The sequence below is a fragment of the Bacillus sp. mrc49 genome (assembly GCF_002803435.1).
The window spans coordinates 23,713-40,752 of record NZ_PHNG01000694.1; the positions used below are offsets into that span (position 1 = coordinate 23,713).

Sequence of the window (17,040 nt, forward strand, 5' to 3'; positions counted from 1 at the left end):
AATGATAAAGTGGTGATCAATTTGAAATATGATGTAGTGGTAATTGGCGGAGGCCCCTCCGGTTTGATGGCAGCAATTGCGGCCGGGGAAAAAGGTGCCCAAGTCTTGTTAGTGGATAAAGGCGAGAAGCTTGGCAGGAAACTTGCCATCTCGGGCGGCGGACGCTGCAACGTGACGAACAGGCTCTCAATCGATGAAATCATTCAGCACATCCCTGGTAACGGGCGATTCTTATATAGTGCTTTCTCGGAATTCAACAATGAGGACATCATTCAATTCTTTGAAAAATTGGGCGTCGCCCTTAAAGAAGAGGACCATGGCCGGATGTTCCCGGTCAACGATAAAGCGCAAAGCGTCGTGGATGCCCTGCTGACGCGCCTATCGAACCTGAAGGTAACGATTTACAAGAACTCCCCAGTTGCCGAGGTTCTCTATGAAAATGGAAAAACAAGCGGGGTCCGGCTGAAAGATGGCCAAACCGTTGACACAGATGCGGTCGTGATTGCCGTTGGCGGTAAATCGGTTCCCCACACCGGATCAACCGGTGATGGCTATGCTTGGGCCAAAAAGGCGGGGCATACGATTACCGAGCTGTTCCCGACGGAAGTTCCCATCTTAAGCGACGAACCCTTCATTAAGGCGCGAGCGCTGCAAGGCCTGGCACTTCGAGATGTTTCGCTGAGCGTGCTCAACCCAAAAGGCAAGGCCCTGATTACACACCAAATGGATATGCTCTTCACCCATTTTGGCGTATCCGGCCCAGCTGTCTTAAGATGCAGCCAATTCGTCGTGAAAGCGATGAAAAAATGGAACCTCTCGGAAGTGACCATGAAACTCGATGCCCTTCCCGATCGAAACAAAGAAGAAGTCTTTCAAGACATCATGAAGGAAATCAAGGCAGAACCGAAAAAAGCGATCAAAAATACGTTAAAAGGTATCGTCCCGGAACGATACCTCCACTTCCTGCTTGAACGCAGCGGCATCGACCTTCAAGAGCAAGGAGCGACGATTTCAAATGAGAAAATCCGCCGCTTTGCCGAGCTTTGCAAGGACTTCCAATTTGGCGTGCACGGCACCCAGCCACTGGAAAAGGCCTTCGTCACCGGCGGAGGCGTATCCGTCAAGGAAATCCATCCGAAAGAAATGTCCTCCAAGCTAATGGCTGGACTGTACTTCTGCGGTGAAATCCTGGACATACACGGATACACTGGAGGCTACAACATCACCTCGGCCTTAGTTACCGGAAGACTAGCCGGAATGAATGCCGCGATACATGCCCGTTCATGACATAATAACCAGGCTGATCCAATCGGATCAGCCTTTCTTTATGGATGATTTCTTTATTGGCCACTCATTCAGCGTTTGTCCGGAGAATAATTCGGCCGACTCCTCACTTTTTCCGGCCGGCCCCGCCTGTTTTCCGGCCGACCCCACACTTTTTCCGGCCGACTCCGCACTTTTTCCGGCCGACCCCGCACTTTTTCCGGCCGACCCCGACTGTTTTCCGGCCGACTCCGCCTGTTTTCCGGCCGACTCCTCACTTTTCCGGCCGGCTCCGCACTTTTCCGGCCGACTCCGCACTTTTTACGGCCGACCCCGACTGTTTTCCGGCCGACTCCGACACTTTTCCGGCCGGCTCCACACTTTTCCGGCCGACCCCGACTGTTTTCCGGCCTACTTCACACTTTTTCCGGCCGACTCCGCACTTTTCCGGCCGACTCCGCACTTTTCCGGCCGACTCCGCACTTTTCCGGCCGACCCCGCACTTTTCCGGCCGACTCCGCACTTTTCCGGCCGACCCCGCACTTTTCCGGCCGACTCCGCACTTTTTACGGCCGACTGCCTTCATTCACTTTCATTCGTTTAGTTCTGGATGATGGCGATAAGCTTCGAGGTCGATCGCATTCCGGTTTGTGAATGTGATACCTTCGCTTTCCAGCATGATTTTCTGGTGTTCGGCTGCGCCTTCTGCTTTTATGCCGATTTCTCCTTTTGAGTTGATTACCCGATGCCAAGGAAGATGATGTTTTTTACTGCTCGAATGCAGGATCCTTACGACCTGTCTTGCACCGCGGGCGCTTCCAGCAAGCTGTCCAATCTGACCATATGTCATCACCTTACCTGGAGGGATTTGTTGAATGATCTTAATTACCTGTTCCGTAAAACTTTCCAAATTACTCGCCCCTTTGTTCCATCAATTAGACAAATTCGTCATTTTCCCATCGGATATGAGAACTCGATGCTGCTTGATCAGGCTGGGTAACGCGTAAGTCCCCCTGCAATCATCGTAGGCACAAACAGAAATCCATTTTCCGTTCATCCATTAATTGATGGTTTCCTTTTTTCTCACTGACCTGATCGTCATGGCTCCACTCAACATTCCCCAGGCAGAGTAGCCGTAATCCGTTTAAACCTTTCCAAGAAGTGCTTAAACAAGGTTTTCAAACAAACGTCCAAGCAATATCAAAATTACTACTAAGATGCGCTTGCATTTACATGAAGCAGCCAATGATACGGTCATTTTCGATTAGAATATGGTCCTCCTGTTCAATTCCTGGTTTAATGAATACTTCCTCATATTCAATATAGCAGTCCAAGGTTCGGCGTTTTTCAGCAGGTGTCCCAATGGATTCTTCTTTTTACATACACCCGTCCGCATTATGTATTACCGATAACTTTATCATTAATGGCCGTTTTGTAAAATTCATAGAAGGGTGTGATCAGTTCCCCCCCTGATAAAAACGGAAGGGTGAGGCTGCCTTAAGCTTGATTCTTTCATGGCAAAAGGCAGCCTCCCATTTCATATCACCGGGTAATATGGCTCATAGCGCGGATTGTAATAATAAGGGGGCCTTGAGCCGATGAGCGGCAATACAAAGGCATAGGGATTGGAATCATATAATACCTCCACTTTTTCATCCGAGTGCTCGACCAATAACAATTTCACTTGTTCACTGTAATAATACGGCATATCGAGGCCTCCAAAAACTTTTTTTCTTCCCTTCAGCATATTCGAACGAAACGGCAACGAGCCCGTACCCACTCGTTTAGTTCCATATCAACATGCACGGCATTTGCCTAGTCAACATACAGTAAACCGACTAATTTCTTTTTTAGGAGGACTCTTCATGACAGAAGGTAAGAAAAAGAAACCATCCCAAAAAGGCTATCCCCTTCAGCCGAATTATGGAAAAATCACTCGTTATCAAGATGTGCCGATTACCGTTCCGGAGCAACGCCAATTTCGCCAGCCTGGTGTAGAAAAGTTCATGGTGCCACGGCCCATCATCGAAAATCCCGATTATAAAGGCAGCGGGAAATTGACGGGCAAGGTTGCATTGATAACGGGCGGTGACAGCGGGATCGGTGCTGCAGCTGCGATTGCTTTTGCTAAAGAAGGTGCAGATGTTTCCATCGCTTATTTGGATGAGCATGAAGATGCAGAACGAACCAAGTCGAGGATCGAAGAGCTAGGACAGCGTTGCCTGTTGCTTCCTGGAGACTTAAGGGATAAGCAGCAATGCATCGATATCGTGGAAGACACCATTGATGCATTTGGAAAGCTGGATATTCTTTGCAACCACGTGGGCATTCAATTCCAGCAATTAAGCTTGCTTGATATTACCGATGAGCAATTCGATGACACCTTTAAAGTGAATATTTATTCCCACTTCTATACGACCCGGGCAGCCCTGCCGCATTTACGGGCAGGAGCCTCCATCATTAATACCTCTTCCGTCGTGACGTTCAATGGAAACAAGCAATTGATTGATTACACAGCGACCAAGGGAGCCAATATCGGCTTTACCCGGGCATTGGCAAACAGCCTCGTCGCCCAAGGGATCCGGGTGAATGCCATTGCGCCTGGAAGGTTTTGGACGCCTCTCATCCCGGCAAGTTTCTCTGCCGACGAAGTCACACAAGTCCAGAACCCGATGGAGCGTCAAGGCCAGCCATTTGAACTGGCCCCAACCTTTGTCTACCTGGCTTCCGATGATTCCCGTTTTGTGACAGGACAAACACTTCATGTCAACGGCGGGGAAGCGACATCATCCTGACATCCGCTTAATGGGTACGAAAAAAAGACTACCTTGGTTTGCCACTATCCAGCAAAAGGTAGTCTGCCATATCGGTATATGTCCGACCGCGTTATTTTTTCTTATAAATGATCATCGCGCTGAAGCAGTAGATTTGCTCTTCTTCATCTTCCCCAGTAGTGGCAACATTGTATTTAATGTCGACGATTTGATTTTCCCGGATGTCTTCCAGGAAAACATTCATTTCATCCTCTAGGTCCTTCTCATGCTCATAATCGAATAATTTAACTTGGATCATCGGCTCTCCCCGCCCTTTTTACTATAATGATAGATATTGTGCAGGATGCCCATTTCCCAAGAAATTTATACATGCTTAATGTGTATAGTCGATAACAGCGCAACCACTTCAGTCCCAACATCTACCGTTGTAGCTGTCCCGCCCATATCCGGAGTCAGTGTTTTCTTATCGACCATCACCTGTTCGATCACGTCCAACACGTTCGCACCCCAACCTTCATGCCCAAAGAAATCAAGTATTTGGCTAGCGGACCATATGGCGGCAAGAGGGTTGGCGATGCCTTTATGGGCAATGTCCGGAGCGGAGCCGTGAATCGGTTCGAACATCGAGGGATAAATCCGCTCCGGATTTAAATTGGCGCCTGCCGCAAGGCCCATCCCGCCTGCAATGGCAGCCCCCAGATCCGTGATGATGTCACCAAATAAATTGGAGGTGACGACGATTTGGAATCGCTCAGGCTGTTTGACAAAATACATGCTCGCCGCATCGACCAAATAAGAATTCGTTTCCACATCAGGATACTCTCTTCCAACCTCTTCGAATACCTGATCCCAAAAAACCATGGAATAGTTCAAGGCATTGGCTTTGCTTATACTTGTTAGGCTTTTCCCCATTTTGCGTGCCAGCTCATAGGCATAGCGAATGATCCGCTCCGTTCCTTTTCGTGAAAAAACTCCCGTTTGCAGGACGACTTCCTCCGGCTTGCCTCTAAAAAGCCAATCCCCGGCCCCGGAATATTCCCCTTCGCTATTTTCACGGATGACGACCATATCGATTTGGTCACGAGTCACGTCCTTTAACGGACATGGCGCACCTTGAAGCAGTCTGACGGGGCGAACGTTCACGTACTGATCGAATTGCTTCCTGATTTTCAGCAGCAGCTCACGTAATGAAATATGATCCGGCACCCCGGGATACCCGACCGCCCCAAGGTACACGGCATCAAATTTCTTCAATTGTTCCAGGCCATCATCCGGCATCATTGTACCGTGCTCCAGATAATACTCACACCCCCAAGGGAAATAAGTAAACTCGAAGGAAAAATCCCCTGCAATCCGAGCCACCGCTTCAAGGACCTTCACGCCCTCCTCAATCACTTCGGGCCCTATTCCGTCTCCTGCAATGACCGCTATCTTATGAACACTCATTTCCTTCGCTCCTTTTTATCGAAATTTTCTGATTTATCATCATTCATTTTAACATATTACATCTGCATCCCCTGTTCAATCATAAAAAGGACCTGCGAATATTCGCAGGCCTCGTATTTCAAGGGCATATTCACTTAACGATGACTTCGCCGTCCCATTCCAGCATTCCGCCAACCATGTTTGCCACTTTATAGCCTTGTTCCTGCAGATAATGGCAGACATTTTCACTGCGGCGTCCTGACCGGCAAATGAAAATATATTCCTTTTCTTTATCGAAGTAATCAAGGTTCGCCGGGATATCATTCATGCGGATATGCTTGGCGCCTTCGATCATCCCTTCCTGCACTTCTTCGTCCTCACGAACATCGACAAGTTCCAGCGCTTCGCCGGCCTCTAACTTAGCTTCCACTTCTTCGGTTGTAACGATTTTGATTTCTTCCATAATTAGCACCTCGAATTATCGTTTGTATTATCTCTCTCATTATAACAAAATTCCTTACTTTTAAGGAAGCCATTCAACCGGTCCAAGAAACAAGCCCCTCTTCATGGCGCCGATAGCTTATTACTTCTATGCACCATTCTCGATAAAAGCGCTCCAGTCAAGGCTGCCGCCATCAAAATTGCAAATAGGACCGAATAATTCGTGATGATCCCGATCAAAGTAGATGAGATGATGCTGCCAAAATAGCGGAATGTCGAAAAGATCCCCGATGCAGAGCCCGATGCAGATTCATCGACCGCCTCCAGGGAAGCGACCTGCATGCTGGTAAGACCTAAACCGATCGCCAAACCGTTCACGATAAGCGTTATCGCTAAATAAAGAAGCGACTGGTTTTGGATGACGAACAATAATAATAGATTCGTTAACACGGTGAAGGCGAATGAAAGGAAAATGACCTTTTGCGATGTCCATTTTCCATTAAGCTGTCCGCCGACCATATTGCCAAAAGCCATGGAAATGGAGAACAAGGATAACATCACGCCGCTCATCGAGGTGGATATATCCATTTTTGTGGTCATGATCAACGGCATGACCAACAAGATGGCATACATCGTGAAATTATTGATCAACACCGATAGATTGGCATTCACGAATATAGGATTTTTGAATAAGGCGAAATCTATAACCGGCGAGGCAACGGATTGCTCTTTCCTTATGAACAATCCCGTAAATAAAAGCGTCCCCAATCCAAGTGTGATGTATGCCGCCGGCGATGTTGCATGTGTCAAGGCAATCAATAAAGTGATGGCAATGGCCAAATAAATGGCACCAACCACATCCAGGGGCTGTTGGGGACGCTTATTCCCAAGCTTGGGAATAAGCAACATCCCTCCAGCAAGCGCACCTAATAATAAAGGGACGTTGACCCAGAATATCGCTTTCCAGCTGGCTATGGCAATCAATAATGAGCCGATCAATGGACCGACGGCCGCTCCCAGCCCCATGCCTAAGCCGAAAAAACCCAATACCCCCGGCAGCCGCTCTCTGGAAACGGCATGACGGATAAGGGCAACGACATTCGGGATCAGTAAGCCTCCCCCTATGGCTTGGAGTGACCGAAAAGCGACGAGCACACCTATATTTGGAGCAAGGCCACAGCCAATCGAGGCAGTGAGAAATAATAGTATGCCAATGATATAGATTTTCCGATTGCCATAAAGATCTCCAAGCTTCCCTGCGATCGGCTGGGTTACGGCCATGACTATGAGATAGATTGTGACCACCCACGTCACACTGTGTATATCCAAACCGTAAAAGTCCGTAATTGAACCGAGTGCTATCGAAATCATCGTTGAGTTGACCGGTACAAGGAACGCTGCCATCAATATAAAAACAATCATCAGGAATTCTTTCTGTCTGCTCATCCTTACACCTCAATCCTTAAACGAAAGACTATTCCATTGAAAGGAGTCGTTCGAATCGAATGGAATCATGCATCGATAATCGTGACTGTTCCCGTATTTCCATCGACAATGACTTGATCTCCATCCTTCAATCGTTCCGTGCCTATTTTTGTCCCCAATACTGCGGGAATGCGATACTCCCTGGCGATGATGGCCGAATGGGACAGCATCCCGCCTGTATCGGCAATGATCGCTATGGCATCCTGGAAAAAGGACGTCCAAACAGGTGTCGTGCTTTTACAAACCAATATATCTCCTTTTTTAAACTTCGATGCCTCATGCATGCCGGAAATCACCTTGACCTTCCCTTCACATACACCCGCTGAAGCGGATATGCCTTTCATTGTATTCGCCGTATTTTCCTTGTCTTCTGCCAATGAACCAAACACCATTTCCACAAAAGCCTGTTCTTCTTCCGTAGGTTTGCCAAAGTAGGCTGGTGTTTTGATTTTCCCCTGGAGATCATATTGCCGTTTCCGTTCCAATACCGTGGCCATCAACGAGCGCGGTGCATCCAAAATTGAAATGATTTCATCTTTATATAAAAACCAAATATCCTCTGCATCATCGAGAACGCCCTGTTGGACCAGGAGCTCCCCTACCTTCAACAGGTATAGGCGGGCCTTGGCATCGAACATGGCATCGATGTAAAAGTGATGATCATCGGTGATGACAGCCGCATCCAAGGTCATTTGGTAACATTTTTCAAACTCCTCCCGTTCACTTGGATCCTCAATTGACGTTAGGAAATTTTGATGAATCCGATTCCTGGCCATCACTGCCGCTTCGAATTCTTTATCAAAATCATACCCATTCTTGATGAAATTCTTGATGATTCCAAGTGCATGCCCATGATTTTCCACCCAAGTCTCCCCCATGAAATCATGGGACTTAAGGCATCTGTATCCGTACTCATGGACGAATTTTTCAACACGGTCAAGAAAATCCTTCCCTTTCCCAAAAGTGCTCAGGGCCTCGGATACGTTCCCTTCATCCGAATTCATGATAACATGCAGTAATTGCGGTTCTTTTCTCGCCTTCATCGATAATTGCCATAAGAGACGATCGGATTCCAGTGACTTATTCATGATTCCCGCCATGGATTGATAGAGATCACGGGATGGCTCACTTCCAAGCAGTCTTTGGAACATCTTCTCAAGCTTAATATTCATACTGGCATGAGGCAGGACGATGATGAAATGCCAATAATAAACCTCTTTGAAAAACCCCGCCAACTCCTCCAAGCCTCTTTTGGCTTTCGCTGCTGTAAATGGCTGTGATGTTTCCTCATCGAGATGGCGATAAATGGGCATTAAATGATCATGGACGATATCATACATCCTATTAGTCAGCTCGGGATACAATTCCTCCATAAGCTTTTCGTTTTCCATGAATAACTGCTCCGGTTCCTGTTTGAAGCGGATTTGCTTTCCATAGTAGTATCCATTATGGACTTTCATTTGGGTAGATCCCATCGGTTCCTTCAGCTCCTCTGACGCTTTGGCCATCCCTTGATAAAATGGCTGTGTGACGATCGAAGCGAATAATGGCGAAATGGGATCGGGAAATCTGGAATCCATCAAGAACCAGAATTCCTCTTCATCTTCCCGTTCCAACATGAATTCTTTCCTTGCATCGGGAATGGCTTCTTCCGCTTGGATTACAGTCGTGATCGGCCGGGCTTGCAAGAGGTATATTACTTGATTTTGAATGCCAAATTCCAAATCGACCGGATGCTGATAATGCCTTTCCACCTCAAGGGTCAATTCGAGCAATCGTGAAATCATCGCATCATCCAGGCAGTACGCATCCCGTTCCGCTTTAGTCGTTTCCAATTCCTCGGTCCCTACTGCGCCCGGTATGATTTTCAGCTCTTTGCTGCCGATGATTTTCTCGATTTTCCTGCCATCACGTTTGACCACGAAGGCATCCGGTGTAACGATTCCTGAAACGACAGCCTCTCCAAGCCCATAACTGGCATTGATCAAAATATGATCCGAATTGCATGTAACGGGATCCTGGCTGAATATCACTCCTGAAACGTCAGAATGAATCAAGCCTTGGACCACAATGCCCATATTCAATGTATCGACCTGTTCCTCGATCGTTTTGCTATATTGCAAGACGCGGGCCTCGAAGCACGAAGCCCAGCACTCCTTTACCCTAGACAGGAATTCTTCTTCCGTCCTGACATTCAAGTAGGTTTCATACTGACCGGCAAAGGATGCCTGCTCCAAGTCTTCGGCACCAGACGAAGAGCGTACCGCCAATGCCGTATATTTTTCACGCAGCTCCAAAAAAGCGCTGGTCAGATTAATTAATAAATCTTCGGGTATGCTCGCTTGCGTTATTTCGGTTTGAATGGACCCACTCTGTAAGTCGAGTTCATTCACTTTCACAAAGTGCAAGAATGAATGACGGCTTATCACAAAGCCATCCGGCACGGGCAGGCCCAACTTTTTCATTTTGATTAAATTATCCGCTTTTGCCCCTATAGCTTCCCTGGACTCCGTAGCATGGTTAAATCTCTCTGTATACATGTTAATTGCTCCCCTTCCATCCGTTAGAGTTGGCTAGACCCCACCTGATCCTGCAATCGTTCTCATCCAAAAACCAGAGCCAGCCCGGCATGATATCCATTGATTGGGATAATGCCCACCCTTAACCATAATGGATAATATGCTTCGTTTCATATGAAAAGGCTTACAGCATTTCGGTCGACAAAACATCATCGCTTCACATTTCATAGGGCTTTATTGCCAATTACAGGAAGATCAACCTAAAAAAATGGAACGAACTAATCAATTTCCTCTTCATTTCCCATTATTACGGGAACACACTGATTCTTTTCACTGTCGAATAATCCCTACTATAGTCGCAATAAAAAAAGTCAGCGAATCTAGTATTCGCTGACTTTTCCTTCGATTGAAGTGCCTATGTCAGTGCCTGAATCCCCGTTCGTATTGTACAGGAACTGCCACCTTTTTATTCAATGCCTGGGACGCTTCCAAAGCCCAATATGGGTTGCGCAGCATTCCTCTGCCCACAGCGACCAAATCCGCTTCTTCATTGCCAATGATTGAATTTGCCAGGTTCGGATCATCCAAACGTCCAACGGCAATCACCGGGATATCCAATGCTTTCTTGATTTCCCTAGCCAATGGCGTTTGATAGCTTGCATGCGTGCCAGGTCTTCCCCCTGCTCCAATCGGGCCCTCGCCGCCTGAGCTCACATGGAACATATCGACGCCCGCTTCTTTAAACACTTTTGAAAAAGCGATGCTTTCCTCCAAGCCATATCCGCCTTCTACATATTCTCTTGCCGAGATGCGCATGATTAAAGGCATGCTTGCAGGCATTTCGCTTTTTGCAGCTTGAATGACCTCCACACCAAACTTGGTCAGATCCTTGCCGTATTCATCATCACGTTGATTCGTGATCGGTGATAAAAATTGGTGAATGAGGTACCCGTGTGCGCCATGTAATTCAATGACATCGAATCCTGCCTGGACGGCCCTTCTCACTGAAGCACGGAATTTATCGACGATTCCCTTCACTTCTTCCGTTTCTAATGCCCTCGGTGTTTTATACGTTTCATCAAAGGCAATGGCCGATGGGGCCACAGGAGTTTTTGCATCCTCCGCTTTACGGCCTGCATGGGCAATTTGGATCCCGATCTTCGCTCCGTATCGGTGCACTTCCTTAACGATTTTGGAGAATGCATCAATTTGATCGTCCGACCATAATCCAAGATCGTGATCCGAAATTCGTCCATCCGGTTCCACATCGGTCATTTCCACGATGACCAGGCCCGTACCGCCAATTGCCCTGCTTACATAATGGTGCTGATGCCAACTGTTCGGTATGCCGTCTTTTGCTTCAACGGAGTATTGGCACATTGGCGGCATGACGATCCTGTTCTTAAGTTCAAGCTCTTTTATACGATAGGATGAGAATAAATCTTTCATATTTTATGTCCCCTTTATTTTTAATGCATGCACATGCATTTATATCATTTCGTCCATGGTGTGTCAACCAATCCGATTCCCCCGAACGGCAAGAAACGGCTCCTGCCCCGCTAGCTTCTTGGTATACTACGTTTAAGATGTGTTATATTTAAAGGAAGTAAGCAGAGGAAGGCGAATAAATATGTCCAGCGAACAAAACCTTATAACAACATGGCTAGCGTTTACACGTATTCATGCCGAGCTCTCCAATGAGCTAGATCGCATGCTCCAGGCGAGACATCAAATGACCCTAAATGAATTTTATGTTCTATTATTTCTATCGGAGACCCCAGAAAAAAAACTGCGGCTGCTGGAATTGCAACAGTTGGTCGGCCTAAGCCAAAGTGCCATGTCCAGGCTTTCCGTCAGGATGGAAAATAAAAGCTGCGGTGTCATCCAAAGAATTGGATATGAAGACGATCGCCGCGGTGTATGTGCGATCATAACCGACCGTGGTGAGATAAGGCTTCAGGAAATCCTTGCCACCGTTAATGAAACACTCGAAAAGACTTTTAAAAAAAGCGAGATCGACACAGCACTCAAATTATTCGCACATGCTAAAGACGGGCTCTCTGAACAATGAACCAAGAAATAGCCATGCATTTCCGTGCCCCATTCCATATTGGGGCATTTTTTGCCGTTCCTGACTTATCGGAACGGAAAGTGAGAGACCTCTGCCGGAAATACAATCTAGGGACAGAAACCCCAGGACCGGTCCCCGAAGAGACCCGACCGCCTCTGGATAAGGGAGCGCCTGCAGTGGAATGAAACAGTCAATGTCCAAGCCCTCCAAAACGATCGCCATAGGAAATCCTCTCTTCGTATTAATCCAGAGTGGCGTGCAACGGAAGGGGCGACACTCCTGCGGGAAATGCGCGTCTACGTGAGACATCGCAGGCTGAAAAGCCAAGGTGGCTCACGTACCGCCTCTGGATAAGGGAGCGCCTGCAGTGCAATGGAACGTTCATTGTATAAACTCCCCAGTATGAGCGCATTGGATGCCATCTTCATCAAATCCAAAAAAAACTGCAGACAAACTTCATGTTTGTCTGCAGCTTAAGGACGTTTTCCTATCCTCATCCACGATTAAAAATCAAAATTATCAGGATCCGGACCAACACGATGATTCTGATTCAACCCATCAATTTGGGTCATTTCTTCGTCAGTCAACTCAAAATCGAATACAGATGAGTTTTCCACAATGCGATGCTCTTTCGTCGACTTTGGAATCGTTACGATCCCGTTTTGCAGATCCCAACGTAAAATGATCTGGGCAACGGATTTGCCATGCTTAGTCGCAATGGCCTGTAATGTTTCATTATCCAGTAATTCCCCCTGCATCAAAGGTGACCAAGCTTCCAGCTGAATGCCCTGCTCCTTACAAAATGCTTGCAATTCTTTTTGCGTCAGACGGGGATGACATTCGACTTGATTGACCATCGGCTTCACATCCGCAGCTTCGATTACATCTTCCAAATGGTGAATCTGGAAGTTGCTCACACCGATCGCTTTTACCTTTCCTTCTTTATAAAGGGTTTCCAGTGCTCTCCAAGCTTCTTTGTACTTCCCTTCCACTGGCCAATGGATAAGATATAAGTCCAGGTACTCCAAGCCAAGCTTCGTTAAGCTTTTTTCGTAAGCCGCCAATGTCGATTCATAGCCTAAATCCGCATTCCATACCTTGGATGTAACGAATATCTCTTCCCGGGTGATTCCAGCTTCTTCGAGGCCTTCGCGGATTCCTTGTCCGACCCCTTCTTCATTTTGATAAATGGCAGCCGTATCAATGCTGCGATAACCGTGTTTGATTGCTGCTTTAACCGCATTTACCAGTTCAGGACCTTCCTCCACCTTAAATACGCCCAAACCGAACCAAGGCATTTTAACCCCGTTATGCAATGTTGTTGTATCTTGTAAATTTTTCACCATTATCGATCTACCTCCATTTTTTTCATTCAATATTTCATAGACTGTAATGCGTTAGCGTATCTGTATCATTACATCCCTTCAAGGAATCTTCCCCATTCGCTGAAGGGATGTAATGATACTTGATGTTAAGGGATACTCTATATGCATACAGGGAATGACCTGCTTTAACTACCTTGCATCACTTCGCCTATCCTGATTTTAGTCCTTCCCTTTCCCTTGTAGGTCTCTACGTTCCAAGGCACGGCTCCATCCAGTTAAAATCACTGCAGCGAACACCATCACTCCGCCTATCCATGCTGTATGGATGAGTCCGATTGAATCCGTGATCACGCCGCCTAGATAGGCACCTAGAGCGATGCCTGCATTAAAGGCTGCGATATTGATCGCAGATGCCACATCAACTGCACTTGGCACGAAGCGCTCCGCTAACATGACAACATAGACCTGAAGTCCGGGAACATTCATGAAGGCAAATAACCCCATTAATATGATCGTGATTAACCCAGCCAGCTTGAACGGTGCGGTGAAAGTCAAGACCACCAATACGATAGCCTGGATGAGGAACATATAGAATAAGGCATTAATAGGGTTGCGATTAGCTAATTTCCCGCCAAGAGTATTCCCTATCGCTATAGCTACTCCATATATTAACAAAATCAAGGCGACAGTTCCTTCTTTAAACCCCGTCACTTCCTGAAGCAGGGGCGACAAGTATGTGAAGACAACGAATGTTCCGCCATACCCAAGTGCTGTAATGATGAATACCAGCAGTAAGCGGCCATTAGTGATTAATTTGATTTGATCCCGAAATGTCGTGCGTGCAGCCTTCCTTAAATCGGATGGGACAAGGAAGCTATTCGCGACGAAAGCAATGAGGCCGATCGCCACGATGATGATGAAGGCAAATCTCCAGCCGAACTGCTGGCCGATGAAGGTTCCGAAGGGAACGCCTGTCACCGTTGCCACCGTAAGACCTGTAAACATGATGGCGATGGCGCTCGCCCTCCGATCTTCAGGAACCAAATCAGCAGCAATCGTCGCACCAATCGACATGAAAATACCGTGGGCAAGTGCCGAAATGACACGTGCAATCAATAATACACTGATCGTGGTAGCAGAAGCCGCCAATGCATTTCCAGCTACGAACACGACCATGATCCAAAGCAGCAAGGTTTTACGCGACATATTCGATGTCAGGGATGTCAGGATCGGTGCCCCGAACATGACTCCCAAGGCATACAAGGATACTGTCAAACCTGCCGTCGTGACTGTAATGTGCAAGTCCCTTGAAATGAGCGGCAATAACCCCACGCTGATGAATTCCGTCGTTCCAATCGCAAAGGCACTGATCGCTAAAGCCAGCAATGCCCAAGTACTTCTATTTTTACTTGAAATCATATTCTCTTCTCCTTTTCGTCTTTTTGTACTATCATGAAAATTGCCTAAAGCAATTTTTAAATAAATGGTACAGTGGATTCGGTGTGCAAATGTTATTATGAGATATAATAGAAATTAAAAACAGTACGTACTTTAAAGTGATATAGGTACCTTTTAGTTCCTATAAGACAAGGAGAGTAGGCCATCATGCAAAGAAAGAAGTACAATATCTCGGTTGAAGCGACCCTCGAGGTACTGGGCGGCAAATGGAAATGCGTCATTCTTTGCCACCTGACCCACGGAAAAAAAAGGACAAGTGAGTTGAAGCGTTTGATGCCGAACATCACCCAGAAAATGCTGACACAACAATTGCGTGAGCTGGAAAAGGACGGGGTCATCGACCGGATCGTTTACAACCAGGTTCCTCCAAAAGTGGAATATGAACTTAGTGAGTATGGACATAGTCTGGAAAGCATCCTTACCGCCCTGTGTACATGGGGAGACAATCATATAACCAGAGTGTATGGAGATAAATCTTCCGTTCTGGAGGAAAGTATTTTGAATGAGTAGGGAGACAAGCAGCTATTGTAAACAATAAAAAGATTAGCCTAGTCGGCTAATCTTTTTTTTCTACCACATATCCATCAACCGCTAAATTAAGTTCAATCCGAAACATCCTGCCCTGTTTTAATACTCGCCATCTTTTGGTATAATATGTAATACCATTCATACGCTTTTTTGCATGAAACAGGATCATGCTGATTCTTTAAATTTTTTATTTCGTAAACGAATGAGTATAATTGGGGAAACTAAGGAGTGACCTATGAGAGTTTTATTGGAATTGATTCGCATCATCTTGATATTCGGCATTGCCGGTTCGGTTTTTTCTGCGATTGTATATGCAATTTATAATAGCATAGGCGTGAACACGGGGCAGTATGGCTGGTTGGGTACGGTCGCCATCCTGATTTTATTGTTTGTCTGGTATCGAAATAAACTCCAATTCAGTGGTTGGTACGCTGGCAAGGGGAAGGAAAGGCTGCCTAAAACGGCCTCGAACGTACTGATCATCTGCTCACTATTGCTGTTATGTGCTCCACCCATTCTTTAAGTCTATTTTAAATAGAGCGGAGTGAACTATTTGCAAAGATTATTTAATATCGTTGTCCTCATCCTCCTGCTCGGTGCATTTTGGCATGGATATGGCAAAGACATTCAGGAGTCTGGGGTCAAGGCGGGGGTTCAATCCTTTGCATCCGATTTTCATTCCCTCATAACCGGGCCAGAGGTTTCGAACGCCCTGGAAAAGCTAAACACAGGCGTCAACAACCTGATGGGATCGCTGACCGATACATTGGATACCGCTACCGATAAGGAGCGGCAGGAAACGGAAAAAGTGAAAAAACCAGCACTGGAAGCGCCAGCTGAGGCCTCCTTCTCGGTCCGTAATATCGAGTTGGGCGACTCGAAGGACAAGGTTGAAAAACTAGCTGGCGGGGCGAAGCGCCATACACGGAACGAATATGGTGTGGAATGGTATGCCTATCACGAACATTACCAAAACTTCTTCATGGTTGCCTACGATACGAACAATCAAGTCGTCGGTTTATATACGAACCAGGATTTGATTTCCTCGAAGCAAGGCATCAAGCGGGGCACACCTAAAGCAGACGTCGCTGAAAAACTGGGGAAGCCCATCACCAAGCTGCTTAAAGGAAACGTCTATTACCAGATCAAAAGCGATGGCGAATACGAGATGTTTGAAATGGATCAGAGCTATGTGACCATCTTTTATGACAAACACGAAAAAAATACCGTCACATCCATCCAAATCATCAACGCTGATCTCGAAAAGCAAAAGAGCGGTTATTTTGCAGCGGCCAGCCCCGAGCTAAAGCAGGGCTTTGAATACCAGTTATTCGATTTGACCAATGCAGCCCGGGTCAATCATGATCTTTCCGTGCTTACATGGGATAAACGAGTCAAAGTCACTGCCCAGGACCATAGTAAGGATATGGCCGTGAATCAATATTTCAACCATACCAATCTTGAAGGGGAATCTCCCTTCGACCGGATGGAGGATGACAATATCAAGTTTCGAATGGCCGGCGAGAACCTGGCTGCCGGGCAGAACAGCAGCATCTTCGCCCACGAAGGATTGATGAATTCCATCGGGCACAGGGAAAACAAACTACAGAAGGATTTCCAATCACTCGGTGTCGGAGTCGCTTTCGATCAAGAGCAGAAACCCTATTATACAGAAAACTATTTAAGGAAATGAACGGAAACGGAAAAAGGAGTGCGCCCTTTATCGAATGGGCGCACTCCTTTATTTACCA

General features: G+C 46.7%; 18 protein-coding genes. 7 read left to right on the plus strand and 11 right to left on the minus strand.

Features of this window, described 5'->3' with window-relative positions; genetic code table 11:
• Nucleotides 1-21 precede the first annotated feature (21 nt).
• Complete coding sequence (locus CVN76_RS15075) at nucleotides 22-1,287, plus strand: NAD(P)/FAD-dependent oxidoreductase (protein ID WP_100531953.1); 1,266 nt, start codon at nucleotides 22-24, stop codon at nucleotides 1,285-1,287.
• 250 nt (nucleotides 1,288-1,537) lie between these two features.
• Here the strand turns inward: CVN76_RS15075 and CVN76_RS15085 are convergent, their stop codons facing one another.
• From CVN76_RS15085 to CVN76_RS31445, 3 genes are all read right to left on the minus strand, one after another.
• Complete coding sequence (locus tag CVN76_RS15085) at nucleotides 1,538-1,849, minus strand: hypothetical protein (protein ID WP_100531955.1); 312 nt, start codon at nucleotides 1,847-1,849, stop codon at nucleotides 1,538-1,540.
• Nucleotides 1,850-1,855: 6 nt separating this feature from the next.
• A complete protein-coding gene (locus CVN76_RS15090) occupies nucleotides 1,856-2,173 on the minus strand; it encodes an MGMT family protein (protein ID WP_100531956.1) in 318 nt (105 codons plus the stop codon).
• A 627-nt stretch (nucleotides 2,174-2,800) separates the two neighbouring features.
• On the minus strand, nucleotides 2,801-2,971 hold the full coding sequence (locus CVN76_RS31445; RefSeq protein WP_185113121.1) for a hypothetical protein: 171 nt from the start codon (nucleotides 2,969-2,971) through the stop codon (nucleotides 2,801-2,803).
• 157 nt (nucleotides 2,972-3,128) lie between these two features.
• On the opposite strand from CVN76_RS31445, the gene CVN76_RS15095 reads away from it, so the two are divergent.
• A complete protein-coding gene (locus tag CVN76_RS15095; RefSeq protein ID WP_100531957.1) occupies nucleotides 3,129-4,058 on the plus strand; it encodes an SDR family oxidoreductase in 930 nt (309 codons plus the stop codon).
• Between the two features lie 91 nt (nucleotides 4,059-4,149).
• Here CVN76_RS15095 and CVN76_RS15100 read toward each other — a convergent pair whose 3' ends face one another.
• From CVN76_RS15100 to CVN76_RS15125, 6 genes are all read right to left on the minus strand, one after another.
• Nucleotides 4,150-4,335, minus strand: coding sequence for a sporulation protein Cse60 (locus tag CVN76_RS15100; RefSeq protein ID WP_061143367.1), 186 nt, complete (start codon nucleotides 4,333-4,335; stop codon nucleotides 4,150-4,152).
• A gap of 65 nt (nucleotides 4,336-4,400) precedes the next feature.
• A complete protein-coding gene (locus tag CVN76_RS15105; protein WP_100531958.1) occupies nucleotides 4,401-5,483 on the minus strand; it encodes a tartrate dehydrogenase in 1,083 nt (360 codons plus the stop codon).
• A gap of 130 nt (nucleotides 5,484-5,613) precedes the next feature.
• Complete coding sequence (locus CVN76_RS15110; RefSeq protein ID WP_100531959.1) at nucleotides 5,614-5,925, minus strand: rhodanese-like domain-containing protein; 312 nt, start codon at nucleotides 5,923-5,925, stop codon at nucleotides 5,614-5,616.
• Between the two features lie 101 nt (nucleotides 5,926-6,026).
• Nucleotides 6,027-7,349 carry an MFS transporter gene (locus CVN76_RS15115; RefSeq protein WP_100531960.1) on the minus strand — a complete coding sequence of 441 codons (1,323 nt, stop codon included), beginning with the start codon at nucleotides 7,347-7,349 and terminating at the stop codon, nucleotides 6,027-6,029.
• 65 nt (nucleotides 7,350-7,414) lie between these two features.
• On the minus strand, nucleotides 7,415-9,928 hold the full coding sequence (locus tag CVN76_RS15120; protein ID WP_100531961.1) for a PEP/pyruvate-binding domain-containing protein: 2,514 nt from the start codon (nucleotides 9,926-9,928) through the stop codon (nucleotides 7,415-7,417).
• Nucleotides 9,929-10,327: 399 nt separating this feature from the next.
• Nucleotides 10,328-11,356 (minus strand): NADH:flavin oxidoreductase/NADH oxidase, encoded by a 1,029-nt coding sequence (locus CVN76_RS15125; protein WP_100531962.1) that lies wholly within the window; start codon nucleotides 11,354-11,356, stop codon nucleotides 10,328-10,330.
• Between the two features lie 181 nt (nucleotides 11,357-11,537).
• Between CVN76_RS15125 and CVN76_RS15130 the strand changes: the two genes are divergently transcribed.
• Both CVN76_RS15130 and CVN76_RS31040 read left to right on the plus strand, forming a co-directional pair.
• Nucleotides 11,538-11,978 carry a MarR family winged helix-turn-helix transcriptional regulator gene (locus CVN76_RS15130; protein WP_198512571.1) on the plus strand — a complete coding sequence of 147 codons (441 nt, stop codon included), beginning with the start codon at nucleotides 11,538-11,540 and terminating at the stop codon, nucleotides 11,976-11,978.
• Nucleotides 11,975-12,163 (plus strand): hypothetical protein, encoded by a 189-nt coding sequence (locus CVN76_RS31040; protein WP_157805671.1) that lies wholly within the window; start codon nucleotides 11,975-11,977, stop codon nucleotides 12,161-12,163. Before CVN76_RS15130 ends, CVN76_RS31040 begins: the two co-directional genes overlap by 4 nt.
• Nucleotides 12,164-12,481: 318 nt before the next feature.
• Here the strand turns inward: CVN76_RS31040 and CVN76_RS15135 are convergent, their stop codons facing one another.
• A complete protein-coding gene (locus CVN76_RS15135; protein WP_100531963.1) occupies nucleotides 12,482-13,324 on the minus strand; it encodes an aldo/keto reductase in 843 nt (280 codons plus the stop codon).
• Nucleotides 13,325-13,522: 198 nt separating this feature from the next.
• Nucleotides 13,523-14,722, minus strand: coding sequence for an MFS transporter (locus tag CVN76_RS15140; RefSeq protein ID WP_100531964.1), 1,200 nt, complete (start codon nucleotides 14,720-14,722; stop codon nucleotides 13,523-13,525).
• 186 nt (nucleotides 14,723-14,908) lie between these two features.
• On the opposite strand from CVN76_RS15140, the gene CVN76_RS15145 reads away from it, so the two are divergent.
• The 3 genes from CVN76_RS15145 (at nucleotide 14,909) to CVN76_RS15155 (ending at nucleotide 16,982) form a co-directional block, all read left to right on the plus strand.
• Complete coding sequence (locus tag CVN76_RS15145; protein WP_061143375.1) at nucleotides 14,909-15,271, plus strand: winged helix-turn-helix transcriptional regulator; 363 nt, start codon at nucleotides 14,909-14,911, stop codon at nucleotides 15,269-15,271.
• 253 nt (nucleotides 15,272-15,524) lie between these two features.
• Nucleotides 15,525-15,812, plus strand: a complete 288-nt coding sequence (locus CVN76_RS15150; RefSeq protein WP_100531965.1) for a hypothetical protein — start codon at nucleotides 15,525-15,527, stop codon at nucleotides 15,810-15,812.
• Between the two features lie 21 nt (nucleotides 15,813-15,833).
• Nucleotides 15,834-16,982: a CAP domain-containing protein gene (locus CVN76_RS15155; RefSeq protein ID WP_332850639.1), complete on the plus strand. Its 1,149-nt coding sequence runs from the start codon at nucleotides 15,834-15,836 to the stop codon at nucleotides 16,980-16,982.
• Nucleotides 16,983-17,040 lie beyond the last annotated feature (58 nt).